Origin of the sequence: Citromicrobium bathyomarinum, assembly GCF_038594605.1 — a bacterium.
GTDB lineage: Bacteria > Pseudomonadota > Alphaproteobacteria > Sphingomonadales > Sphingomonadaceae > Alteriqipengyuania > Alteriqipengyuania bathyomarina_B.
In genome coordinates, this window is sequence record NZ_JBCFZM010000001.1 from 491,844 (window position 1) to 514,738 (window position 22,895).

The following is a 22,895-nucleotide window of genomic DNA, read 5'->3' on the forward strand; positions in this document are numbered from 1 at the left end:
TCACAGGCAGTTTCTCCATACCGGCGCGGCGTAGCTGCCCTGTTCGTTATAGGGCTGGTTTCGCAGGATGGTCGTCGCGGTGACGGACCTGGACTGCGTTCCGTTGATCATCTTCCACAGCGGAAACAGCGAATCGTAGGTGGCCGTGACCGAGTAGAGCACTGCATCTTTCGCGCCGCCCTGGCCGGCATTGCCGCCATCCTCGTCCCACACATTGTTGCCGTTGGCGTCTTCGTAGGCTTCGCCGCCGTTGCACCGTCCGTTGCCATCGCTGTCATTGAACGTTTCGGGCTTGGCAGCCTTGGCTTCGGCAAAGCTGCGGTAGAAGCGCCGGTTGGTGTCGACCTGAGCGTCCTTCACCAGCGCGTGAATCTGGGCCTCCACCTTGTCGTCCAGCGCATCCTGCACGCTGGTGGTCGAACTTGTTTCGAGCGTGGAATCGCGCCCCGCCTTTTGCATGATGCCTTCCATCACCGTTCGCAGATAAAGCGAATGGCCGATGTCGAACGCGCCCATCAGCATCAGGCACAAGACCGGCGCGACGATTGCGAATTCGATCAGGGTTGCGCCGTCACGCTCGCTTCGAAGACGGTTGAAGAATGGGCGGAGCGTCAACGCGTCAACCTCAGTTGCGAGATGTCGTCCGCGATCTTCTTGAAGGTCTGCTGAAGTTCTCCGCTATCGGCTGCATGGAAATAGTACGTTTCCGCGGTGGCGCATCTCTTCAGGCGGTTGTTGGTCGAGTTGTTGGTGCCATCGCCGAAGGACACCACCCACAAGGTGATGCCGCGCGGGGTCATGTTCTTGATCTCGTTGCACAGCGCTTCAAACCGGGCGTTCACCTGGTGATTATAGTCGTTGCCAGACGTCGTGCGCTGATCGTACCAGCCGACGCCATAGGCGGTGTAATCGTAATTGTTGGCGACCGTATCGCCATCGGTCATGAAGATCAGGTGCCGGTCGATCTCGCCGCCCTTGGGCGTCAGCTCGTTTTCCGTTTTGAAGATACCGCCGGCCGAGAGCAGGCGTGCCCCCCACAACAGACCGATGTCGTGATAGGTGTTTCCGTTCGTCGAGAGGCTGTCGACATAGTCTTCGAAATCGTCCGCTTCCTTCCACTCCTGCAGCTTCTTCGCCTCGGTCGGGCAATAGCTCGACGGCTGCCCGTAATTCGTGGTCGTCCCGCTGATCCGGTTCCTCTGAAAGTCCTGCGAGCGCGTCGCATTGGTCGCTCCGCGGGTATAGATCAGGTCGGGCAGGGCAGGTGCCCAGCGCGTGGCATCATTGGTCGGCAGCAGATCGATCTGCAGATCGTAGGCGCCCGAGGGGATTGGCCAGTAATTGCCCGAGCGGACCGTCTGCCGTTCCTCGATACAGCCGGGCCAGTCGACCGTGCGGGTATCGCTGCCGTCGATGGTCACTTCGGCTCTATCGCGGTCGCCCGTTTTGAAGCCGCTGACATCTACGGAGAACTGGTCGTACGTGAGGCTCGGCGGCGTACCGGTCGCCTCGCGACGGTTGTAACGGCACCAAGTGCCGAAGAACCAGGTTCGATCGACTTCTACATTCTGGACCGTAGCGGTATTGCCCTGACCGCAGCTCTCCCAACCGGTCGTGTACCACGCGCCCCAGGTTGAAGTGCCGCCCACCGATTTGCGCGTCTGATACGAATGCGTGTCCTTGAAGTAGGACGCAGGCAACAGGCGGCCGACATTCACGTTGGTGTTGTAGGGTACGAACCCGAAACGAATCTGGACATCGCTGCTGGTGCCGCCGCTGGGCGTGCCGGTCGCGCAATTCGCGTCCGTGTCGCGCCGCGCCACGATTTCGTAGAAGCACTTCACCGAGGTCTTGAGACCGTCGATCTTCTTGGTCGACTCGCCGGGAATGTTCGAATTCATCGAGCCCGTTACGTCGAGCACGAACATGATGTCCGTATTCGGCAGCCGCATTTCCGCGTCGCAGGTGACCGCCATCGTATCGGCCTCGAAACCGAAAATGGTCATCAGGCTCATCGGGACATCGGCCGAGGCCGTGCCGGTGACCTTGCCCGCGTCTTCCGTGAAAGTGCGCTCAATATCCTCTGCGCCATAGGCTCCCGGCGCGATATTGGCATCGAAAAACTTCTCCGCGGCGCGGCGCGGGGCATAATTTGCCTGGCTCCACTGGCCACTGGCCATGGCCTTGCGACCCGCCAGCGCGCCCGCATCGCATGCGTGCTGGAGCCGCGTTTTGATGATATACATGCGGCTGATATCGACGCCGCTACCGATGATCCCGATCAGCGGGACGAGCGAAGCGGCGACGATCGCGAGGGTGTTGCCCGCGACATCGTGGCGCAGACGTTTCAGGAAACTCATGCCCGCCACTTCCTCGTCATCGAAAATTCCCGCTCCAAGCTCAGCCTTTGCTGCATGATGCGCGTAACGCGCACCTATCCGCCGCATAGTTACGCCGCGGTTAGGTAGTTTTGACCGATCGGGGTTGAAGAGCCGTTAAGACCCGCGCATTTGCGGTCTTGTGACGCGCGAGAATTCTTCCCTCAGCGAGCCCATGCAGGTCGATCCGGCGATCACGCTGGCGCTGGCCTATGCGCGCAAGGATACGCGGCCCGTGTTCGAAGACCTGTTTGCGCTGGACCGGCGGCTCGCCGATGCGGTGCGGCAGGCGAGCGAACCGATCATCGCCCAGCTCAAGCTTGCGTGGTGGCGCGATCGCTTCGCGCAGTCGCCGTCCGAATGGCCCAAGGGCGAACCGCTGCTCGCGCGCCTCGCGGCGTGGGATGCAGATGTCTCGCAGCTTGGCACGCTCGTTGACGGGTGGGAGGCGTTGCTGGCCGAAGGGCCGCTATCGAACGATGCGGCCATTGCCTTTGCGCAGGGCCACGCAGACGCCTGGTCGGTAGCCGCTTGCGCGCTGGGTCGGGCGGGCCCGCCTTCTCCCGAACATGCGGCGCAGCTGTGGTCTTACGCCGATCTGGCCGAGCACTGCTCTTCGCCAGAGGATGCCGAGCGCGCCCGTGCGGCGGCGAGGAGCCAGAACCTTTTCGATGCGGCTTCGCCGCGCCTTCCCCGCGATTTGCGCCCCTTCGCCATCCTCGGGCGGCTGGCGCATCGTGCGATGCTCGGCGAACATCCGATGCTGTCCACGCCTGGCGACTTCCTCGCTGCCGTGCGGACGGGTATGCTAGGACGCTGATCGGGTTTCAGAGGGGACGTGCGTATGAAGGGGCAGGGACTGGACCGGCTGGTGCTGGGCGCCGTGCTCGGATTGGCGCTTGCAGGCGTCGGCATGTTCTGGTGGCAGGGCAGGGCGCAGGTCGAAGAGGCCGCTCCGCCACCGCCCGAACCAACCGAAACCGCGACCGAGCCGACGCTGCCACAGGTCGATCCGGCGGACCTGACAGGTCCGGCGCCTCCGCAGGCCACCGAATTGACCCGCGAGCAACGCCGGTTTTTCCGCTACGACCGGAACCGCGACCTCAAGATCACGCGTAACGAGATGCTCTCGACCCGTAGCGATGCGTTCCGCAAGCTCGACAAGGATGGCAACAATCTGCTGACTTTCGAGGAATGGGCGGTCACCACCGCGACCAGGTTCGATGGCGCCGATGCCGATGGCGACCGCGCGCTGACGCAAGCCGAATTCGCGACCACCGCACCCAGGCGCAAGACCAGCAAACCGCGCTGCAATTGCTAGGCGGGAACAGGCTCGTTCGCCGCCAGCCATTCGCCCAGATCGGCTTTCGCGCGTGACGTATAGGCTTCCTTGCGCTGCTTCTTCTTCACCTCGTGCAGCGGCGGAAAGAGCCCGAAATTGACGTTCATCGGCTGGAACGTATCGGCCTCGGCATCGCCGGTCACATGGCTCAGCAAGGCGCCCAGCGCAGTCGTGCGCGGGGGAGGGGACCAGTCTTCGCCGCGATGCTCTGCCGCCACCATCAGCCCCGCCATGAGGCCGATCGCCGAGCTTTCGACATAGCCTTCGCACCCCGTGATCTGCCCGGCGAAGCGGATATGCGGCGCCTTGTTCAGCCGCAGCTGCCGGTCGAGCACCAGCGGCGAGTTGATGAAGGTGTTGCGGTGCAGCCCGCCGAGCCGCGCGAACTCTGCGTTCTCCAGACCCGGAATGGTCCGGAAAAGCTCCACCTGCGCACCATATTTGAGCTTGGTCTGGAAGCCGACCATGTTCCACAGCGTGCCCAGCTTGTTGTCCTGCCGCAGTTGCACGACGGCGTAGGGCCAGCGCCCCTGCGGATGCTCTTCGGTGGTATCGTAAGGATTATCGAGCCCGACACCCTTCATCGGGCCATAGCGCAGCGTTTCGACCCCACGCTCCGCCATCACCTCGATCGGCATGCAGCCGTCGAAATAGGGGGTATCGGCCTCCCATTCCTTGAACTCGGTCTTCTCGCCATCGACCAGTGCCTGCACGAAGACTTCGTACTGCTCCTTGGTCATCGGGCAATTGATGTAGTCGCCATCCTCGTTGCTGGCCTCGTTGCGCTTGTTCCAACGGCTCTGAATCCAGCACTTGCTCATGTCGATCGAGTCGCGGTGGACGATCGGCGCAATGGCATCGAAGAAGGCGAGTCGATCCTCGCCGGTCGCCTCGACGATACTCTTGGCCAACGTTTGCGCGGTCAGCGGCCCAGTCGCGACGATCGTGAGGCCTGCGTCGGGCAAGGTATCGACCCGCTCGCGCACCACCGTGACGTTGGGATGATCGGTCAGCCTTCGCTGGACCTCGGCGGAGAACACATCGCGGTCGACGGCCATTGCGCTGCCTGCCGGAACGCGCGCCTTTTCGCCCGCCGTCATCACGATGGAATCCAGCCTCCGCATCTCGTCGTGCAAAAGGCCGACCGCGTTCTTGTCGCTATCGTCGGACCGGAAAGAGTTGGAGCAGACCAGCTCGGCCAGCCCATCGGTCTGGTGCGCGGGCGTCATCTCGCCGCCTTTGTCTTCAGGAGCGCCGCGCATTTCGGACAGGCGAACCTTCAGCCCCGCCTGCGCCAGCTGCCATGCCGCCTCGCTGCCTGCGAGCCCGCCACCGATGATATGTACGTCGTATGTCATCGCGCGCACCTAGGGGTTGGGGCGGAGCTTCGCAATCGGGGCAGTCGAGCCTCCGCCACTCATCGACTTCTGAATGCCTGTGCTCGACATCCCCCGCAACGGTTCATCGGAACGCGATTGCGTTACGCCAATTGACTAAGCAGCCGGGCAGACCCAAGGGCGGCGACCATCGTGAAATGCCCCTGTTTCGCGATGGAAATTTGTCATACCGAGCATCATTGCTCCACGCATTGCATCACACCATCCTGACAGCCTCTCGACTGCCAGACCGAAAGGATTTCAGCATTCGCCGTCGCGCCCGCCCTCATCGCGCATTGGTCCAGCACCGCCCGTGGCTCGTCCTGAGTATCATGGCAGGCATCGCTTTCCCGTTGCTCGAGGAAACGGCGCTCGGCGGACTATGGCTGATGGCGATCAAGGCGAGTGCGGTGGGCTTCCTCGCGCTCTATGCTGCGCAACGGACCAGGGGCTTACGGGCCGCGCCGTTCGTGGTGGCGCTGGCGTTGAGCGCTGTCGGCGACGCTGCGATCCAGCTGTCTTTCGTAGCGGGTGGCGCGGCGTTTTTCGCCAGCCACATCGCGGCGATCTTCTTCTATCGGCGCTATCTGCGACCCGAGCCGAGTGTCGCACGCAAGTGGGCGACGATCCTGCTGCTGGTAAGCGTGCCCGCAGTGTCGTGGCTGCTGTCGGGCGACATCTTGATCGGTCTCTACGGGCTCGGGCTCGGCGGGATGGCGATGGCCGCCTGGCTCAGCCTGTTTTCGCAATGGCGGGTGGGACTGGGCGCGCTGCTGTTCGTCGCATCCGACTGGCTGATCTTCAGCCGCATGGGGCCGGTCGATCTCGCGCCGTTGCCCGACCTGCTGATCTGGCCGCTCTACTATATCGGTCAGCTCTTGATCGCGACCGGCGTAGTGCAGACGCTGCGACGGTTTCGCCGCTAATTTTTCGAACCGAACTCAGCTCGTCCAGCGCTTGTCGACGAGCGAGTGGCGATCCCGTCCGCGCTTCGGCTAGCTCAGCGCGAACGGGATCATCGAGATGCGAGTCTACACATCGGTCGGCGGGGGATCGTCACGATCGAGCGTGGTGTGCGGGCTCGTCGTTTGATCCTCGCGCGCCATGCGCTCGTCCATGATCGCTTCTTCGGCCGGGTTTTCGGGATCGGCATCCTCGTCGATCCGCGCGGCGCCGACGATCTGCTCGCCCTTGGCGACATCGAAGACTTTCACGCCCGACGATCCGCGACCGTAGATGGACCAGCCCTTGTGGTTCTCGAACCCGCCGGGGATCAGGTGGCGGAAGTCGATCGGCAGGCGAATGAGCTTCGCCTGATCGGTCACCAGCATCAGCTGCATACCATGGCGCACCGGGAAGCTGGCCACGACCGGGCCGTTGCGGCTGGCATCGCTGGGCTCTCCGATATTGGTGAGCCCCTGGCCACCACGCCCGATTGTCCGGTATTCGTAGGCCGAGGAAATCTTGCCGTAGCCATTGGCGGTCAACGTCAGGATGAATTCCTCGTTCTCCTCCATCGCCTGCGCCTCGTCCGCGGGAAGCGTATGCTCGGTATCATTGTTCTTCCAAACCGCGCCGCGCAGGTATGCCTCGCGCGTTTCCATGTCCTGCGACAATTCGTTGAGCACCGCCAGCGACACGACCTTTTCGCCCGGCTTCAGCTTCATGCCGCGCACGCCGATGCCTGTGCGGCTCTTTGTTTCGCGCGCATCGGTGGCGGCAAAGCGGATCGCCTTGCCCGCGTCCGAGGCGAGGAAAATCTCCTGTTCCTCGTTCAGCAAGCGCACACCGATCAACCGGTCGCCGCTGCCTTCAGCGAAACCCATCGCGTACTTGCCGTTGGAGGGCACGTTGGTGAAGGAATCCATCGAGTTACGGCGGACCATGCCCTGCTCGGTCGCAAACACGATGTTGAGCGCGCTCCACTCGGTCTCGTCCTGCGGCAGCGGGAGGACATTGGTAACGCGTTCGTCCTCGCCCAGCGGCAGCAGGTTGACCATCGGGCGGCCCTTGGTGGTCGGGCTGCCTTCGGGCAGCTTCCATACTTTCAGGCGATAGACCCGGCCGGTATTGGTGAAGAACAGCACCGGATTATGGGTGCTGGTGACGAACATCTCGACCACCGCATCCTCGTCCTTGGTGGCCATCGAGCTGCGGCCTTTGCCGCCGCGCGCCTGGGCGCGGAAGGCGTGGAGCGGGGTGCGCTTGATGTAGCCGCCGTGAGTGACGGTGACGACCATGTCTTCCTGCTCGATCAGGTCTTCGTCTTCGACACCGTCCCACGCGGGCGCGATTTCGCTGACACGCGGGGTCGCGTACTGGTCGCGGATCGCCTCGAGCTCTTCGCGCATCACCTGATAGAGCTTGCGACGGTCGGCGAGGATCGAGAGATATTCCTCGATCCTGGTCGCGAGCTCTTTCAACTCATCACCGATCTCGTCGCGGCCCAGCGCCGTCAGGCGATGCAGGCGCAGTTCGAGGATGGCCTTCACCTGCTTTTCGGAGAGACGGTAGGTGCCGCCTTCCTGCTCGCTCGAAACATCGATCGCTTCGACCAGCTCGATATACTGGGCGATGTCGCCGATCGGCCATTCCTTGCGGAGCAGCTTGCCGCGCGCTTCGGCGGGGTTCGAGGCGCCACGGATGATCGCGACAACCTCGTCGAGGTTGGACACTGCGACCACCAGGCCGAGCAAGATGTGCGCCCGGTCGCGCGCCTTGTTCAGTTCATATTTGGTGCGACGGGTAATGACCTGTTCGCGGAACTGAATGAAGGCCTGAATAATGTCGCGCAGGGCGAGAACTTCGGGACGTCCGCCACGAATTGCGAGCATGTTCGCGGGGAAACTCGCCTGCGCAGGGCTGTAGCGCCACAGCTGGTTGAGCACGACTTCGGGCGAGGCATCGCGCTTCAGGTCCACGACCACGCGCACGCCTTCGCGGCTCGATTCGTCGCGGATGTCGGAGATACCTTCGATCCGCTTTTCCTTCGCGGCATCGGCAATCCGTTCGACCAGCATGTTCTTGCCGACCTGGAAGGGTATCGAGGTCAGCACAATCGACTGGCGATCATTGCGCCCGGTCTCGATCTCGTGCCGGGCACGCATCATGATCGATCCGCGACCGGTGGTGTAGGCGGCGCGCGCGCCCGACTGGCCGAGGATCAGCGGAGCGGTGGGAAAATCCGGCCCCGGAATATACTCGATCAGCTCTTCGGAGGTTATCGCGGGATTGGCCATGAAGGCCAGGCAGCCCGAAATCACCTCACCTAGATTGTGCGGCGGGATGTTGGTCGCCATGCCGACCGCGATGCCACCCGCGCCGTTGACCAGCAGATTGGGGAAGCCCGCCGGAAGAACGGTCGGTTCCTCGCGCGAACCATCGTAGTTCTCCGCGAAATCGACGGTGTCCTTGTCGAGATCGTCGAGCAGCGCATTGGCGACCCGCTCCAGCCGCGCTTCGGTGTAGCGCATGCTAGCCGGCGGATCGGGGTCCATCGAACCGAAGTTGCCCTGGCCATCGATTAGCGGGACCCGCATCGACCAGCTCTGGGTCATGCGTGCGAGCGCATCGTAGATCGCGCTGTCGCCATGCGGGTGGTAGTTACCCATCACGTCGCCGACGATCTTGGCGCTCTTGCGATAGGGTCTTCCGGCGACGAAGCCGCCTTCCTGGCTGGCGAAAAGAATCCGGCGATGGACGGGCTTCAGGCCGTCGCGCACATCGGGCAGCGCGCGGCTGACGATCACGCTCATCGCGTAATCGAGATAGCTCGTTTTCATCTCATCGACGATGTCGATGCGGTCATACTCGCCCATGGGGCTGGGCGGGCTCAGGGTGTCGGTCTCGTCGCTCAAGGAATGTCCGGTCCGTCAGTTAATCGGAAGCGTCTGTCGCGCTGTCGAGGGAGGCTAGGGGAAAGCCTCCGAAGGTGCCAGCACGCCCGCTAAAGGATGGGGATTGCGTGGGGCTTTTTCCACATTTTCCGCCGATTTAGGTGGGATTTTGCGCAGCGTTGCCATTCAACAACGGTTCAACCGCCGTTTGCCACCATCTGGACGTTCGCAAGGCACTATCCCATAGGCCCCGCGTTATCCTGATAACACATTCACAATTCGGGGTGAGCCCTCAACGGGCCCCCACAAGGAGAGATAAATGGCAATCCGCACCTTCTCGTCACGCAAGGCTTCGAAGCTGGCCATCGCCGCAGCCGTGATGAGCGTCGGCGCATTTGGCGTAACCGCTTTCGATGCCCCTGCCTTCGCGCAGAAGCAGAACGAACAGAAGCCTGAGTTTTCCGAAGGCTTCATCGAGAATTTTGGCCCGATCGATACCGCGCTGAAGGGTGAAAACCCGGACTACGCCGCGCTGCTGACCCAGACGAGAGCTGCGAAGGATTCGGTACAGACCGCCGACGACCGCTTCGTTTACGGTAGCACGCTCGAAAAGATCGGCGCCAAGATGAGCGACCCTGCGCTGCGCCGCGAAGGCATGGAAATGATGCTGGAAAGCGGCAAGGTGCCCGCCGATGCCCTGCCGCAATACACCTACATCGCCGGGCAGCTGGCTTTCAACATGGACGATTATATTGTCGCCCGTGAACGCATTCAGGAAGCGCTCGCACTCGGCTATGAAGACCCGCAGGCAGAGCGTCTGATCGCTGCCACCTATTCGCGGACCGACGATGTCGCAGGCGGGCTGGCCTATTACGCCCAACAGGTGAACGACCAGGTCAAGGCTGGCGAAAATCCCAGCGAGGACGTCCTTCGCTCGGCCTTCCAGATCGCGGCGGACAATGACATGGCGGACGATGCCGCCGCTTTCGGCACCCTGCTCGTCAAATACTATCCGAATGACGTCTATTGGGCGAACGCCATCGCAATCGAGCGCAACTACGGCAATTATACCGATGGCGAACTTCTCGACCTGCTGCGTCTGCTTCGCGAAGTCGGCGCGATGCGCAATGCGCGCGACTACACCGACTATATTGATGCAGCGGATTACCAGCGACTTCCCGGCGAGGTCGAAGCGGTTGCGCAAGAAGGTGTGAACGCGGGCCTCCTCAACACCGGCGATACCTTCGTCAAGGAAGCGCTGAGAGAATCGAAGAGCCGCGCGCCGGGCCTGCGAGCTGACCTGGCTGGGCTGGAGCGTGATGCCAAGGCGTCGGGCGCCAGCGCCAGCCTAGCGATGGCGGCGGGCAATTCTTTCCTGAACTTCGAAGATGGGGCAAAGGCGGCCGAGCTGTACGAGCTTGCTCTGACCCGCCCGGATGTCGATCGGAATGCCGCCCTCACGCGCCTCGGCATCGCGCAGGTCCATACCGGCGACTACGCCGCTGCGAAGGCGACTTTCGACAAGGTGGAAGGCAACCGCGCATCCATCGCCAGTCTGTGGGCGGCCTATGCCGCTCGCCAGGCTTCGGGTGAGGCACCTGCAACGACTGCGGCCGCGAGCTAAGCGCTCGCCATTCTGCGAATGATGCTACGGCGCGGGAGGGAAGCCTTCCGCGCCGTTTCTTTTATGTAGCGATGCCCATTCAGCGCAGGCGCTTCACGTAAATCTGATTGTCGTCCCGTGTCTCGACCGCGAAATTGTCGAACGAGTCGAACATCTCTTTGAGGCTTTTGAACCCGTAGTTGCGCACATCGAAGCTGGACCGGTTGCCCGCAATCTGGCCGAGTTGGGAAAGCCGGGCAAACCCGCCATCGCCCTTCGCTTCGGAATAGGCGGCGGTAATCAGTTCGAGCAGATCGTCGTCGACCACGTCGGACACGATCGCGCTGCCCTTCTTGCGCTCGTTCGAGCGGTCGGCGGCATTGGTCGCGATCAGCTTTTTGATGTCGATGAAGCGCGTGCAGACCGACTGGAAGGCCATTGGCGTCTTCGCCTCGCCGAAGCCGTAGACCACGATCCCGTCCTGCCGCAGCCGCGTGACGAGCGGGGTAAAATCGCTGTCCGAGGTCATGATTCCGAACCCGTCGACCTTGCCCTGGTAAAGCAGATCGATGGCGTCGATGGTCATTGCCATGTCGGTGGCATTCTTGCCGCGCGTCACGTCGAATTGCTGCTGCGGACGAATGCCGAACTTGTTGGTGATCTTGTCCCACCGCGCCAGATTGTCCTTGGCGAAGTTGCCGTAGGCGCGGCGGATATTGACCTGGCCGAGCTCGGCCATGACGGTCAGCACCGGGTCGATCCCGTCGGGAGTGGTGTTGTCCGCGTCGATGAGCAGGGCGATGTTCTTGAGCGTTGCGTCTGACATGCCCTCGCACATGGGCGAGGGGAGGCGGGCTGGCAAGCCGTGGCTCGACGCTTCCGCGCACAGCGAGGGCCGCCATTGCTTCGATGCCCTACGGGCACTAAGTGGCGGGCATGAACGATCTGTCTTCCGCGCCGACCCCCGAAGAAGCCCCCGCACCGCGGCAGCGCAAACCGGACTGGATCCGCGTGAAGGCGCCGGTCAGCAAGGGCTATCATGAGACTCGCCGCCTGATGCGCGATCTGGGCCTCAACACGGTGTGCGAAGAAGCTGCCTGTCCCAATATCGGCGAGTGCTGGGAGAAGAAGCACGCCACGGTGATGATCCTGGGTGATGTCTGCACCCGCGCCTGCGCCTTCTGCAACGTTAAGACGGGGATGCCACGCCTGGTCGACCCGATGGAGCCGGAAAACGTCGCGGTCGCAGCGGGCAAGATGGGTCTGGAGCACATCGTCATCACCAGCGTCGATCGCGACGATCTGCCCGATGGCGGCGCCTCGCAATTCGTGAAGGTGATCGAGGCTCTGCGCCGCGAAACGCCAGGCACGACGATCGAGATTCTCACGCCGGATTTCCGCGGCAAGATGCGCCCCGCGATCGAAGCAATCTGCGAAGCGCGGCCCGACGTCTTCAATCACAACCTTGAAACCGTGCCGCGGCTCTACCCGACGATCCGCCCCGGCGCGCGCTACTATGCCTCGCTTCGCCTGCTCGAAGAGGTGAAGAGTCACGACCCGACGATCTTCACCAAGTCGGGCATGATGATGGGACTGGGCGAGCAGCGGCTCGAGGTGCATCAGGTGATGGACGACATGCGCAGCGCGGATGTCGATTTCATCACCCTGGGCCAGTATCTCCAGCCGACGCCCAAGCATGCGAAGGTCGAGGAATTCGTCACCCCCAAGGCGTTCAACGCATTTGGCGCCATCGCGCGTGCGAAGGGCTTCCTGCAGGTCGCATCGAGCCCCCTGACCCGTTCCAGCTATCACGCGGGCGACGATTTCGCCCAGATGAAGGCCGCGCGCGAAGAACGCCTCGCGCGCGAGGCCGCGCGCGCCGGAAACGCCTGATGCCCGGCATCCACCAGAAGCGCACGTTGCCCTATACGCCCGAGCAGATGTACGCCCTCGTGGCGGACGTGAAGAGCTACCCCGAATTCCTGCCATGGGTGATCGCGACCCGGATCAAGTCGGACAGCGAAACCGAAATGGTCGCCGACATGGTTGTCGGCTTCAAGGCGATCCGCGAGAAATTCACCTCCCGCGTCGAGAAGAAGCGACCCGACAGCATCAACGTCCACTATGTCGACGGGCCGCTGAGTGATCTCGACAATGACTGGGCCTTCCGCCCGGTCGAAGGCGGCTGCGAGATCGACTTCCGGGTCGATTTCACCTTCAAGAACAAGATTTTCGAAGCGCTTGCCGGGGCCTATTTCGACCGCGCTTTCCGCAAAATGATGACCGCGTTCGAAGATCGCGCCAACGAGCTTTACGGCAGCAACAGCTCCAGCGCACAAATCGTCGCCTGACGGCGTATTCCGCCCCGGCCGAGGTCGCCGAAACTCTTGAGTTCACCCTCGGGCTCGGCATCCTCGCCCCGGATCGCGCGGGCGAAAACGACCGTTCCGACAGGCTTGGTCGGCGTGCCGCCGCCCGGGCCCGCGACCCCGCTGATCGCGACCGCGATGTCCGCATTGCTGTTCCTGAGCGCGCCTTGGGCCATCGCCCAGACGCAGGCGATCGAAACCGCCCCGAACGTCTCGATAATGTCGTGCGAAACGCCCAGCTGCTCCATCTTCGCTTCGTTGGAATAGGTGATGAACCCGCGGTCGAGCACCGAGGAAGATCCCGAAATCTCCGTCAGCGCAGCACAAACCAGACCGCCGGTGCAGCTTTCCGCGAGCGCAATGGTCCGCCCGGCATCGCGGCTTTCCGCCACCACGCGGGTAGCGAGTTCGATGATGTCGGGCGGGAGCAGGGTGTCGGTCATTGCTCGTCCGGGCAGATGTTCAGCTTGTCGTCGCTATCGCTCACCAGGCTGAAGATGGTGGCGAGCAGCGGGCCGTAGTTTTCCGCAGGCAGCGGTGCGATCAGCGGGAGGATCTGCTCGATCGAGGCACAGGAGGAGGGGGTGATTTCCTCGGCGAGCATCGGTCCGATGATCGCATCGACGAACGGGCGCAGGGCCTCGTCGTCCATCTCGCCGAGCATTCCGCTCATCGCCTGATTGTCACCCTCGGCTTTCATGAAGGTCATCAAGGCCCGCCTTGCGCCCGGCCATGCCTGATCGTTCAGCGCAGCGAAGCGATCCGCAAAGCCCTCTCCATTGGCGCCCATCACAAAGCTGTCGGCAGGCAGCACATCGGAGCAAGAGATCTGCACGCCGTCCATCAACATCGGCACTGCGTAGGTTACCATATCTGCCAGGTCGTCCGATTGGACGCAGGGTGTTCCCTGTGCCATCACGGGCTGAGCCAGCGAGACGAACGCGGCGGCTCCGGCGGCGTGCTTGAACGACATCTTCATGCGAAATCTTCCCTGATAAGCGTTGCCACGGCCTGCGCGGCGATCCCTTCCTCACGCCCGGTAAAGCCGAGCTTTTCGGTGGTAGTCGCTTTTACGCTGACGGCATCCACCTGAATACCCGCAAAATCGGCGATCTTTGCGCGCATCGCATCCTTGTGCGGGCCGATCTTGGGGGCCTCGCAAATGATCGTGAGGTCGAGATTGCCGATCCGGTAGCCCGCCTCGGTCGCCAGCGCCACGGCGTGCTGCAGGAACTGGCCCGAGGATGCGCCGCGCCAGCGTTCGTCGCTCGGCGGGAAATGCGTGCCGATGTCGCCATTGCCGATCGCGCCGAGGATCGCATCGACCAGCGCATGGAGCGCGACATCGGCGTCGCTGTGTCCGGCGAGCCCCGCGGTATGCTCGATTCGCATCCCGCCCAGCCACAGGTCCTCGCCCTCGGCCAACTGGTGGACATCGAAGCCGGTGCCGGTCCGCACGGGCGCTGATTGCATCGCGAAATCCTCTGCGAATGTGAGCTTGGCGAGCCGCTCGTCGCCCGCAACGATGGCGACGTCGCCATCGGATGCCCGCAAAACCTGAGCATCGTCGGTCGGTTCGGTTGCCGGATCCCACGCGCGGTGCGCCGCGAGGATATCGGCGAAGCGAAAACCTTGCGGGGTCTGCACGCGGGCGAGGGCGGTGCGGTCTTCCTGACCCGTCATCATGCCATCTCTGGTGCGCGCGATCGTGTCGACCACGGGGAGGGCAGGAATCGCACCGGGGTGTGCGTCGAGCGCGGCGAGCACCCGGTCGATCACGGGCTGCGGCAGGATGGGGCGTGCGGCGTCGTGGATCAGGACACGATCGGGCGTCTCGCCAGCAAGTGCCTCCAGTCCGGCGGATACCGAAGCGCGCCGCGTTTCGCCGCCGTCTATGAGTATGATCGAGTCGAGTCCGGACAGCGCGTCGCGCGCCAGATCGGCAGCATCGGGCGCAATCGGGACCACCAGCGGCTCTGCGCCTGCCGCAAGCAGCGCCTCGGCAGAATGGCGCAGTACGGGCTTGCCGCGCCAGCGTACATATTGCTTGGGGATCGTTTGCCCGGCACGCGTGCCGGTACCTGCGGCAACGATAATCGCGGCGAAACGGCTTTCGGGTACGGGGGCTGGCATCGTGAGCGAGGGCTACGCGCTTGCGGGATCGGCGGCAATCCACTATTTGGCGCGCTTCCCCATGCTTGAAGTGCCAACCCCTCCCTCGGCTCTGAAGCCGATCGCCATCGGCGACGTGCGTGTCGAAACGCCGGTCGTCCTCGCGCCCATGACCGGCGTGACCGACATGCCGTTCCGCACGCTGGTGCGTCGCTATGGCTCGGGCCTCAACGTGACCGAGATGATCGCCAGCGAGGCCGCGATCCGCGAAACCCGCCAGAGCGTGCAGAAAGCGGCGTGGGACCGGATCGAGGAGCCGGTGAGCATGCAGCTGGTCGGCTGCGACCCGGCGAGCATGGCCGAGGCTGCGAAATTGCAGGAAGGCAATGGCGCGGCCATCATAGATATCAATTTCGGCTGCCCGGTGCGCAAGGTCGTCGGCCAGCTGGCCGGCAGCGCGCTGATGCGCGAAGTGCCGCTGGCGACCAAGCTGATGGAAGCGACGGTCAAGGCGGTCGATGTCCCGGTGACAGTCAAGATGCGGATGGGCTGGGACCACGCAAGCCTCAACGCGCCCGAGCTGGCGCGGATTGCCGAGGATCTGGGCGTCAAGATGATCACCGTCCACGGCCGCACGCGCAACCAGATGTACAAGGGGTCTGCCGACTGGTCCTTCATCGCCAAGGTGAAGGAAGCGGTGAACATTCCGGTGATCGTCAACGGCGACATCTGCAGTATCGACGATGCCGCCAAGGCGCTGGAGCAATCCGGCGCGGACGGACTCATGATCGGTCGCGGCGCCTATGGCCGCCCGTGGCTGCTCGGCCAGGTTATGCATTGGTGGCAGACCGGCGAAAAGCGGGCCGATCCGCCGCTGAACGAGCAATATGCGGTCGTCGTTGAGCATTTCCGCCGGATGCTCGATCACTATACCCCCGAGGTCGGAGTCAAGATCGCGCGCAAGCATCTGGGGTGGTACGTGAAAGGTCTCTACGGCTCGTCTGAGTTCCGCAAGACGGTCAACTTCATCGACGATCCGGCGCAGGTGCTGGGCGAGATTGAGCGGTTCTACGAACCCTTCCTTGTCCGCACCGCCGCATAGCGGCCCCTCCCGATCTGCCTGCTGCCACGAGGCGTTGCCCATATGCGGCACGAAGTGGGACGAACAGGCTTTGTAACTTGTATTCCGGCAACAGCGATGTTGTAAGTTCGCAACGATGGCGACTGCTTCAAGAAGGACAATCCGCGGGTCACGCTTCACACGGCGTCTGGTCGTGGTGTCGCGGCGCGCCAATCTGTTCGCCTGGCTCGAGATCGCGGCCGCAGTAGCCCTCGCGATCATGATCGTCGCGACTTGGACGGCATTTTCCAATGGCGACGACCAGTCCAGCCTGCTGCCGACGCAGCAGGTTTCGATCCTGCTGGTCGGCGCACTGGTCCCCGCCATGGCGCTGCTGGTGCTGCTCGGGCGCAGGCTCGCGCTCAAGCGAGCGGCGGGTAGCACCGCAAGGCTGCACGTGCGCCTCGTGTTCGTGTTTTCGTTGATCGCCGCCGTCCCGACGCTGCTGGTGGCGGCTTTTGCCGCGGTCCTTTTCCAATCGGGCGTCGATTTCTGGTTTTCGAACACATCGCGCGGTCTGCTCGAAAGTGCCAACGAGCTTGCGCGCGGTTATTACGAACAGAATCAGGTCGACGTGTCGAACCAGACCCGCGCGATGGCGGGCGACATGCTGTCGATCCTTCAGGGGCGCTCTGGTGCGGATCTCGCGGAGCCGGAGTTCCTCGATCTCTACCGGCTTCAGGTGCAGGGGAGGGACCTCAATGAAAGCGCCATCCTGCAGGCCTTTCCGAACGGGCTCGTCACGACTCCCGTCGCCATCGGACTGGTCAGCGGGAACGAGCCCGCCGCCACGCTGGAAAAGGCGCTTGAGCAGCTCGATGCGGGCGAGATCGAGGTGGTCTTCGCCAGCCCCGAACGGATCGAGGCGGTGACTGCCATCGATCGTTCGGCCGGAATCTATCTCTACAATGCGCGCAATACCGAAGCGCTGGCCTTCAGCCAGTGGGAGAAGGCGGGCGAGGTCGTCGCCCGCTACGAAGGCCTGCGCGAACGTGCCCGTGCCTTGCAGCTGCGCTTCAACCTCGCGCTGTTCTTCGTCAGCCTTGCGCTGGTTGGCTTCGCGGTATGGTTCGCGTTGCGGTTTGCGGATCGGCAGGTCGAACCGCTGACCGATCTGGTTGCCGCCGCTCGGAAGGTGGGCGCGGGGAACTTCTCGCTCCGGGTCGAAGGGCGCACGGGCGCCGACGAGATCGGCATGCTCAACCGCGCCTTCAATCGTATGACAGCGCAGCTGGAAGCGCAGACCGACGATCTGGTTCAGGCCAACCGTCAGCTGGAGGAGCGGCGGGCCTTTATCGAGGCGGTGCTCGAATCGATGAGCGCAGGCATCGTCTCGCTCGACGAGACAGGGGCGATCCAGCTGATGAACACCTCCGCCCGCCGTCTGCTGTTCGACGATCTGAGCGAAGAGGGGCGGGGCAGGGCCTTCGCCGGGGTCTCGCCGCAGATTGCCGCGCTGCTCGATCAGGGCGCCGAAAACGGCATCGTCACGATCAACAAGGGCCCGGATCTGCTGACGCTCGCTGTGCGGGTCGCGCCTGCGACGGGCGGCCACGTCATTACCTTCGAGGATATCACCCGCCAGCTCATCGATCAGCGCCGCGCCGCATGGTCCGACGTGGCACGCCGCATCGCGCACGAGATCAAGAACCCGCTGACCCCGATCCAGCTCGCGACCGAGCGGCTGAAGCGTCGCTATCGCAAGCAGATCAGCGAGGGTGAGGAATTGTTCGACGAGCTGACCAGCACGATCGTGCGGCAGGTCACTGCGCTGCGCACCATGGTCGATGAATTCTCGTCCTTTGCCCGCCTGCCCAAGCCCATGTTCCGGGACGAGGACGCGCTCGATCTGGTTCGGCAGGCGGTGTTTCTGCAAGAAGTCGCGCATCAGGACATTGCCTTCTGCCTCGAAACGCCGGGTGGCGAGGTTCCCCTCAGCTGCGACCGGCACCAGTTCGGCCAGGCGATGACCAACGTACTCAAGAACGCGGTCGAAGCGGTTCAGGCGCGTGCGGCGGATGTGGGCGAGGGGAAGGACGAGGGCGAAGAGTTTGCGGGACGGATTGCGGTGTCGATCACGCCGGAGAACGACTTCGTCGATATCCGCATCACCGATAATGGCGTAGGGTTGCCAGCGGAGCGGGATCGGATCGCCGAACCCTATGTGACAACGCGAGAGAAGGGCACCGGGCTCGGTCTCGCGATCGTGAGCAAGATCGTCGAAGAGCACGGCGGCGAGATGAGCTTCGCGCCGATGGCCGAAGGCGGCACGCAGGTGATTCTGCGCTTTGCCCGAAATCCCGCACCCGCGACGGAAGACATGACGTCATGAGGGTTCATTTTCATACGAGGAGGCGCTGATGGCGCTCGATATTCTGGTTGTCGACGACGAGCGCGATATTCGCGATCTGGTGTCCGGCGTGCTCAGCGACGAAGGCTACGAATGCCGTGTTGCGGGCGACAGCGGCACCGCGCTGCGTCTGGTGGACGAACGCCGGCCGAGCCTCGTGCTGCTCGACGTCTGGCTGCACGGGAGCCCGATGGACGGGCTCGAAGTGCTCGACGCGATCAAGGCGCGCGAACCCGAACTGCCGGTCATCATCTTTTCGGGGCATGGCAACATCGACACCGCTGTCTCTGCGGTCAGCCGCGGAGCGATGGATTTCATCGAGAAGCCGTTCGAAACCGAACGCCTCCTGCTGCTGGTCGAACGCGCGACCGAGACCGAGCGGCTGCGACGCGAGAATATCCAGCTCAAGCAGGATAATGGCGGCGCCGGCGAGGAATTCACGGGCAATTCGGCACCGGTCAACCAGGTCAGGGCGACGCTGAAACGGGTCGCCAACACGGGGAGCCGTGTGCTCATCAGTGGCCCCGCCGGCAGCGGCAAGGAGGTCGCCGCGCGCCTGCTCCACAGCTGGAGCCCGCGCGCCTCCGGCGCTTTCGTGATCGTCAATTCGGCCCGCATTACCTCCGAACGCTTCGAACAGGAGCTGTTCGGCGAAGAGGCGGAAGGCAAGCTGGTTCGCGCAGGCCTGCTGGAGATGGCGGATGGCGGTACGCTCTACCTCGACGAGGTGGCGGACATGCCGCTTTCCACGCAGGCACGCATCCTGCGCGTGCTGACCGAGCAGAGCTTCGTCCGGGTCGGCGGCAACCGGCAGATCGGGGTCGACATGCGAGTGGTCAGCTCGACATCGCGCGATCTCCAGAAGGAAATCGAGGAAGGGCGTTTTCGCGAAGATCTGTTCTATCGCCTGAACGTCGTTCCGGTCGAAATCCCCTCGCTGGCGGACCGGCGCGACGACATCCCCGCGCTCGCGACCCATTTCTTCGCCCGCTATGCATCCGAGCAGGGGCTGCAACCGCCCGAGGTCAGCGAAGAGGCGCTTGCGACCCTTCAGGCCTACGACTGGCCGGGCAATGTGCGCGAATTGCGGAACGTGGTTGAGCGAACCGTGATCCTCTCCCCGCGTGACAAGATGCAGGTGATCGAGCCCGATATGCTGCCGGGTGAAATCACCGAGGGCGGGGCCAAGGGCGGAATTGGCATGTCGAGCCTGATGGGCGTGCCTCTGCGCGAGGCGCGTGAGGAATTCGAGCGTGAATATCTAACGATCCAAATCCGACGTTTTTCTGGCAATATCTCCAAAACCGCCAGTTTCATCGGCATGGAACGCTCCGCATTGCACCGCAAACTCAAGATACTGGGTATGACCGATCGCAAGGATGAAGACTGAGTTGCAGGCGTTGGGGACGCGGCGCTAAGCACCAGGAGAAGCAGAACTAGCTAGCACCGGTGGAACGCTAGGCCGCGGCAGGCATTTTTTATGGTAAGTCCTGCCATTGCGCACCGCGCACCGGCATCCGATTTGAGCGACGCGGCACCGCTGAGGCCGCCAAGAACAGGAAATGGGTCATGCCCGAAGGAAAGACGCTCTCGATCCGCACCAAGGCCAAGCCGCTCGACGAACCGGTCGATGTGAGCGAAGACCATGACGAAGTACCGCCGCGCCCGAAAGCCAAGAAGGCCACTGCGCCGCGCCAGTCCAACCGCGCGGAAAAGCAACCCGGCCTGCAGGATGGCTTTCTGAATATCCTGCGGCGTGAAAAGGAACCCGTGACGGTGTTTCTGGTCAAGGGCGTGAAGCTTCAGGGCATCATTACCTGGTTCGACAATTTCTCGCTGCTGTTGCGGCGTGACGGGCAATCGCAGCTCGTCTACAAGCATGCGATCAGCACGATCATGCCCGCCAATCCGATGGATGCGGAGCAGTTCTCCAACCAGGACAGCGGCAAGAAGCAGCGCCAGTTGCAGGATGTATTCCTCGGCCGTGTCAGCGAGGCCGAGGTCCAGGTTACCATGTTCCTCGTCAATGGCGTGATGCTGCAGGGCCGGATTGCGGCCTATGATCTCTTCTGCACGCTGCTGGAGCGCGATGGTTACGTCCAGCTGGCCTACAAGCACGCCGTCTCTACCATCCAGCCTTCCGGCCCGGTCGATCTCAGCGACTGGGAAGGCGAGGATGATGACGACGACGACGATTGACAGGAACCAGCTAAATTTTCGATGATGATCTGCAAGGCGAGGTGACGCGCGGCGCGCGCGCCATCGTCGTCTGCCCCGATATCCGTGGCCAGGCCAATGATCTGCCGGCCGATGAACGCCTGGCCGAGGCGATCGGCCTCGCCAATGCGATCGGCATCGTGGTGGCCGAAAGCTATGTTCAGCCGGTGCGCGATGTGCGGCCCGCGACGCTGTTCGGGGCAGGGCAGGTCGAGCAGATCGGCGTCGATGCCGAAATGGCGGAGGCGGAACTGATTATCGTCGATGGCGCGCTCTCCGCGATCCAGCAGCGCACGCTCGAAGAAAAGCTGAAGCGCAAGGTAATCGACCGGACCGGGCTGATCCTCGAAATCTTCGGCGAGCGCGCGGCGACGGCGGAAGGGCGCCTGCAGGTCGAACTCGCCCACCTCGACTATCAGGCGAGCCGTCTGGTACGCAGCTGGACCCACCTCGAACGCCAGCGTGGCGGTTACGGCTTCCTCGGCGGTCCCGGCGAAACGCAGATCGAAGCCGACCGGCGGATGATCCGCACCCGCATGAGTCGGCTGCGCAAGGAGCTGGAGCAGGTGCGCAAGACCCGTGCGCTCCACCGCGAGCGGCGCAATCGCGCACCGTGGCCGGTCATCGCGCTGGTCGGTTATACCAACGCCGGCAAGTCGACGATTTTCAATCGACTCACCGGTGCGGACGTGATGGCCGAAGACCTGCTGTTCGCCACGCTCGATCCGACCATGCGCGCCATTGGCCTTCCGGGGGTGGAAAAGGCGATCCTCTCGGACACGGTGGGCTTCATTTCCGATTTGCCGACGCAGCTCGTCGCGGCATTCCGCGCCACACTGGAAGAAGTCACCAATGCGGACCTGATTCTGCATGTGCGCGACATCGCCAATCCCTCCAGCGCGGCGCAGAAAACGCAGGTTCTCGAAGTCCTGCGGGGTCTCGGCGTGGTCGGCACGCTCGAGGAGGGGGCCGAGGACGAAGGGGAGGGCTCTGTCGTGATCCCGATCGTCGAGGTCTGGAACAAGTGGGATCTGCTCGCCGAGGACGTTCGCGAGGACCTCGCTGCCCGGGCTGCCGAGGATGAAGAAGTCGTGCCGCTCTCCGCCGAGACCGGGTTCAATCTGGAAGGACTCGAGGCAACGATCGCGAACGTGCTGACGCGCGGTGCGACCATTCGCGAATTCGTGCTTCCTGCCTCTGCCGGACGCGAGATTGCGTGGTTGCACGCGCATGGCGACGTGATCGAGGAAGAGGAAATCGATGGAGAGGGGGGTAGCGGCCCCCAGCATCGGCTCATCGTGCGGCTCGGGCCCAAGGAATTGGGCCAGTTCGAGAGTTTCGACCTAGTCTGAGGCGCGCTTTTCCGAGCGTTTTACGGCCTGCCAAAGGGCCTCCTGCGCATCGAGATCGAGCGTGGCGAAAGCGCCTTGGGCAAGCATTTCCATGCCGCGATAGCGCCGCTCGAACTTGTCGTTCGCCGCCTTGAGAGCCTCTTCGGGCTGGATACCATTTGCGCGAACCAGATTGACCGCCGCGAACAGCAAATCGCCTGCCTCTTCCTTGCGATCCGCCGGATTATCGGCCTCGGCAAGTTCGCGCGCTTCTTCTGCCAGTTTCTCCGCCGCGCCCGAGGGATCGGGCCAGTCGAACCCATCGCGCGCTGCGCGCTTCTGAAGCTTTTCTGAGCGGAGCAGCGCGGGAAGGGCGCGCGCCACGCCGTCCATCGCGCTCTGCTGGCCCTTCGCTTCACGCTCCTGCGCCTTCAGCGCCTCCCATCGGGCTTCATCCATCTGGCCATCACCAGTGCCGAAGATATGCGGGTGGCGGGCCTCCATCTTGTCCGAAATGGCGCGCGCCACATCCTCGAAGGCGAATAAGCCGCGCTCCTGCGCCATGCGGGCATGGAACACGACCTGAAACAGCAGGTCGCCCAGTTCCTCACGCAGCTCGTCCATAGCGTCGCGCTCAATTGCGTCGGCCACCTCGTAGGCTTCTTCGATGGTGTATGGCGCGATTGTGCCGAAATCCTGCGCGAGATCCCAATCGCATCCTTTTTGAGGATCGCGCAGCCGCGCCATGATGGATAGCAGACGGTCGAGTTGCGAGCTTTCCGGTGTGTTCATGGCAAGAGGGCATAGGAGCGCCGTGCCCGACCGTCAGCATATCCTTTAGATGGATAATATATATTATGT

At 63.2% G+C, this 22,895-nt stretch carries 20 protein-coding genes; 11 read left to right on the forward strand and 9 right to left on the reverse strand.

Annotated features, from left to right (window positions below):
• The gene (locus tag AAG612_RS02385) at positions 1 to 615 is read right to left on the reverse strand and encodes a TadE/TadG family type IV pilus assembly protein (protein WP_342506891.1); all 615 of its coding nucleotides are present in this window, start codon (positions 613 to 615) and stop codon (positions 1 to 3) included.
• Positions 612 to 2,360 carry a TadE/TadG family type IV pilus assembly protein gene (locus AAG612_RS02390; protein WP_342506893.1) on the reverse strand — a complete coding sequence of 583 codons (1,749 nt, stop codon included), beginning with the start codon at positions 2,358 to 2,360 and terminating at the stop codon, positions 612 to 614. The genes AAG612_RS02385 and AAG612_RS02390 overlap by 4 nt, the downstream gene beginning before the upstream one ends.
• 160 nt (positions 2,361 to 2,520) lie before the next feature.
• On the opposite strand from AAG612_RS02390, the gene AAG612_RS02395 reads away from it, so the two are divergent.
• Positions 2,521 to 3,198, forward strand: coding sequence for a hypothetical protein (locus AAG612_RS02395; RefSeq protein WP_342506895.1), 678 nt, complete (start codon positions 2,521 to 2,523; stop codon positions 3,196 to 3,198).
• Between the two features lie 24 nt (positions 3,199 to 3,222).
• Entirely contained in the window at positions 3,223 to 3,699 is a 477-nt protein-coding gene (locus AAG612_RS02400) for an EF-hand domain-containing protein (RefSeq protein ID WP_342506897.1), read from the forward strand.
• Here the strand turns inward: AAG612_RS02400 and trmFO are convergent.
• Entirely contained in the window at positions 3,696 to 5,078 is a 1,383-nt protein-coding gene (gene trmFO, locus AAG612_RS02405; protein ID WP_342506899.1) for a methylenetetrahydrofolate--tRNA-(uracil(54)-C(5))-methyltransferase (FADH(2)-oxidizing) TrmFO, read from the reverse strand. The genes AAG612_RS02400 and trmFO overlap by 4 nt on opposite strands.
• Positions 5,079 to 5,428: 350 nt before the next feature.
• Between trmFO and AAG612_RS02410 the strand changes: the two genes are divergently transcribed.
• Entirely contained in the window at positions 5,429 to 6,022 is a 594-nt protein-coding gene (locus AAG612_RS02410) for a lysoplasmalogenase family protein (protein ID WP_342506901.1), read from the forward strand.
• A gap of 105 nt (positions 6,023 to 6,127) precedes the next feature.
• Here AAG612_RS02410 and gyrA read toward each other — a convergent pair whose 3' ends face one another.
• Positions 6,128 to 8,953 carry a DNA gyrase subunit A gene (gene gyrA / locus AAG612_RS02415; RefSeq protein ID WP_342506904.1) on the reverse strand — a complete coding sequence of 942 codons (2,826 nt, stop codon included), beginning with the start codon at positions 8,951 to 8,953 and terminating at the stop codon, positions 6,128 to 6,130.
• A gap of 298 nt (positions 8,954 to 9,251) precedes the next feature.
• On the opposite strand from gyrA, the gene AAG612_RS02420 reads away from it, so the two are divergent.
• Positions 9,252 to 10,556 (forward strand): hypothetical protein, encoded by a 1,305-nt coding sequence (locus AAG612_RS02420; RefSeq protein ID WP_342506906.1) that lies wholly within the window; start codon positions 9,252 to 9,254, stop codon positions 10,554 to 10,556.
• Positions 10,557 to 10,635: 79 nt separating this feature from the next.
• Here AAG612_RS02420 and AAG612_RS02425 read toward each other — a convergent pair whose 3' ends face one another.
• Complete coding sequence (locus AAG612_RS02425) at positions 10,636 to 11,361, reverse strand: NYN domain-containing protein (protein ID WP_342506908.1); 726 nt, start codon at positions 11,359 to 11,361, stop codon at positions 10,636 to 10,638.
• Between the two features lie 110 nt (positions 11,362 to 11,471).
• Between AAG612_RS02425 and lipA the strand changes: the two genes are divergently transcribed.
• Positions 11,472 to 12,428: a lipoyl synthase gene (gene lipA, locus AAG612_RS02430; RefSeq protein ID WP_342506910.1), complete on the forward strand. Its 957-nt coding sequence runs from the start codon at positions 11,472 to 11,474 to the stop codon at positions 12,426 to 12,428.
• Positions 12,428 to 12,886 (forward strand): type II toxin-antitoxin system RatA family toxin, encoded by a 459-nt coding sequence (locus AAG612_RS02435; protein ID WP_342506911.1) that lies wholly within the window; start codon positions 12,428 to 12,430, stop codon positions 12,884 to 12,886. Before lipA ends, AAG612_RS02435 begins: the two co-directional genes overlap by 1 nt.
• Here the strand turns inward: AAG612_RS02435 and AAG612_RS02440 are convergent.
• The 3 genes from AAG612_RS02440 to AAG612_RS02450 are packed head-to-tail and all read right to left on the reverse strand — an operon-like array spanning position 12,847 to position 15,037.
• Positions 12,847 to 13,347, reverse strand: coding sequence for a CinA family protein (locus tag AAG612_RS02440; RefSeq protein ID WP_342506913.1), 501 nt, complete (start codon positions 13,345 to 13,347; stop codon positions 12,847 to 12,849). The two genes, AAG612_RS02435 and AAG612_RS02440, sit on opposite strands and share 40 nt — an antisense overlap.
• The gene (locus AAG612_RS02445) at positions 13,344 to 13,883 is read right to left on the reverse strand and encodes a hypothetical protein (protein WP_342506915.1); all 540 of its coding nucleotides are present in this window, start codon (positions 13,881 to 13,883) and stop codon (positions 13,344 to 13,346) included. The genes AAG612_RS02440 and AAG612_RS02445 overlap by 4 nt, the downstream gene beginning before the upstream one ends.
• The gene (locus AAG612_RS02450; RefSeq protein WP_342506917.1) at positions 13,880 to 15,037 is read right to left on the reverse strand and encodes a bifunctional 2-C-methyl-D-erythritol 4-phosphate cytidylyltransferase/2-C-methyl-D-erythritol 2,4-cyclodiphosphate synthase; all 1,158 of its coding nucleotides are present in this window, start codon (positions 15,035 to 15,037) and stop codon (positions 13,880 to 13,882) included. The genes AAG612_RS02445 and AAG612_RS02450 overlap by 4 nt, the downstream gene beginning before the upstream one ends.
• 61 nt (positions 15,038 to 15,098) lie before the next feature.
• Here AAG612_RS02450 and dusB point away from each other — a divergent pair, with 61 nt between their 5' ends.
• The 5 genes from dusB to hflX all read left to right on the forward strand — a co-directional run bounded on the left by dusB (position 15,099) and on the right by hflX (position 22,055).
• A complete protein-coding gene (gene dusB / locus AAG612_RS02455; RefSeq protein ID WP_342508584.1) occupies positions 15,099 to 16,118 on the forward strand; it encodes a tRNA dihydrouridine synthase DusB in 1,020 nt (339 codons plus the stop codon).
• 115 nt (positions 16,119 to 16,233) lie between these two features.
• Entirely contained in the window at positions 16,234 to 18,468 is a 2,235-nt protein-coding gene (locus AAG612_RS02460) for a sensor histidine kinase (protein ID WP_342506919.1), read from the forward strand.
• Positions 18,469 to 18,496: 28 nt separating this feature from the next.
• On the forward strand, positions 18,497 to 19,876 hold the full coding sequence (ntrX, locus tag AAG612_RS02465) for a nitrogen assimilation response regulator NtrX (protein WP_342506921.1): 1,380 nt from the start codon (positions 18,497 to 18,499) through the stop codon (positions 19,874 to 19,876).
• 179 nt (positions 19,877 to 20,055) lie between these two features.
• A complete protein-coding gene (gene hfq, locus AAG612_RS02470; protein ID WP_342506923.1) occupies positions 20,056 to 20,685 on the forward strand; it encodes an RNA chaperone Hfq in 630 nt (209 codons plus the stop codon).
• Positions 20,686 to 20,726: 41 nt separating this feature from the next.
• Complete coding sequence (gene hflX / locus AAG612_RS02475; protein ID WP_342506925.1) at positions 20,727 to 22,055, forward strand: GTPase HflX; 1,329 nt, start codon at positions 20,727 to 20,729, stop codon at positions 22,053 to 22,055.
• Here the strand turns inward: hflX and mazG are convergent.
• Complete coding sequence (gene mazG / locus AAG612_RS02480; protein ID WP_342506927.1) at positions 22,047 to 22,826, reverse strand: nucleoside triphosphate pyrophosphohydrolase; 780 nt, start codon at positions 22,824 to 22,826, stop codon at positions 22,047 to 22,049. The two genes, hflX and mazG, sit on opposite strands and share 9 nt — an antisense overlap.
• Positions 22,827 to 22,895 lie beyond the last annotated feature (69 nt).

What these genes read in the sequence shown, in the direction of transcription:
- AAG612_RS02390 (WP_342506893.1), bottom strand. Translation starts at nt 2,360, where the DNA reads ATGAGTTTCCTGAAACGTCTGCGCCACGATGTCGCGGGCAACACCCTC.
- AAG612_RS02400 (WP_342506897.1), top strand. Translation starts at nt 3,223, where the DNA reads ATGAAGGGGCAGGGACTGGACCGGCTGGTGCTGGGCGCCGTGCTCGGA.
- trmFO (WP_342506899.1), bottom strand. Translation starts at nt 5,078, where the DNA reads ATGACATACGACGTACATATCATCGGTGGCGGGCTCGCAGGCAGCGAG.
- AAG612_RS02410 (WP_342506901.1), top strand. Translation starts at nt 5,429, where the DNA reads ATGGCAGGCATCGCTTTCCCGTTGCTCGAGGAAACGGCGCTCGGCGGA.
- AAG612_RS02420 (WP_342506906.1), top strand. Translation starts at nt 9,252, where the DNA reads ATGGCAATCCGCACCTTCTCGTCACGCAAGGCTTCGAAGCTGGCCATC.
- AAG612_RS02425 (WP_342506908.1), bottom strand. Translation starts at nt 11,361, where the DNA reads ATGTCAGACGCAACGCTCAAGAACATCGCCCTGCTCATCGACGCGGAC.
- lipA (WP_342506910.1), top strand. Translation starts at nt 11,472, where the DNA reads ATGAACGATCTGTCTTCCGCGCCGACCCCCGAAGAAGCCCCCGCACCG.
- AAG612_RS02435 (WP_342506911.1), top strand. Translation starts at nt 12,428, where the DNA reads ATGCCCGGCATCCACCAGAAGCGCACGTTGCCCTATACGCCCGAGCAG.
- AAG612_RS02440 (WP_342506913.1), bottom strand. Translation starts at nt 13,347, where the DNA reads ATGACCGACACCCTGCTCCCGCCCGACATCATCGAACTCGCTACCCGC.
- AAG612_RS02445 (WP_342506915.1), bottom strand. Translation starts at nt 13,883, where the DNA reads ATGAAGATGTCGTTCAAGCACGCCGCCGGAGCCGCCGCGTTCGTCTCG.
- AAG612_RS02450 (WP_342506917.1), bottom strand. Translation starts at nt 15,037, where the DNA reads ATGCCAGCCCCCGTACCCGAAAGCCGTTTCGCCGCGATTATCGTTGCC.
- dusB (WP_342508584.1), top strand. Translation starts at nt 15,099, where the DNA reads ATGCTTGAAGTGCCAACCCCTCCCTCGGCTCTGAAGCCGATCGCCATC.
- AAG612_RS02460 (WP_342506919.1), top strand. Translation starts at nt 16,234, where the DNA reads ATGGCGACTGCTTCAAGAAGGACAATCCGCGGGTCACGCTTCACACGG.
- ntrX (WP_342506921.1), top strand. Translation starts at nt 18,497, where the DNA reads ATGGCGCTCGATATTCTGGTTGTCGACGACGAGCGCGATATTCGCGAT.
- hfq (WP_342506923.1), top strand. Translation starts at nt 20,056, where the DNA reads ATGCCCGAAGGAAAGACGCTCTCGATCCGCACCAAGGCCAAGCCGCTC.
- mazG (WP_342506927.1), bottom strand. Translation starts at nt 22,826, where the DNA reads ATGAACACACCGGAAAGCTCGCAACTCGACCGTCTGCTATCCATCATG.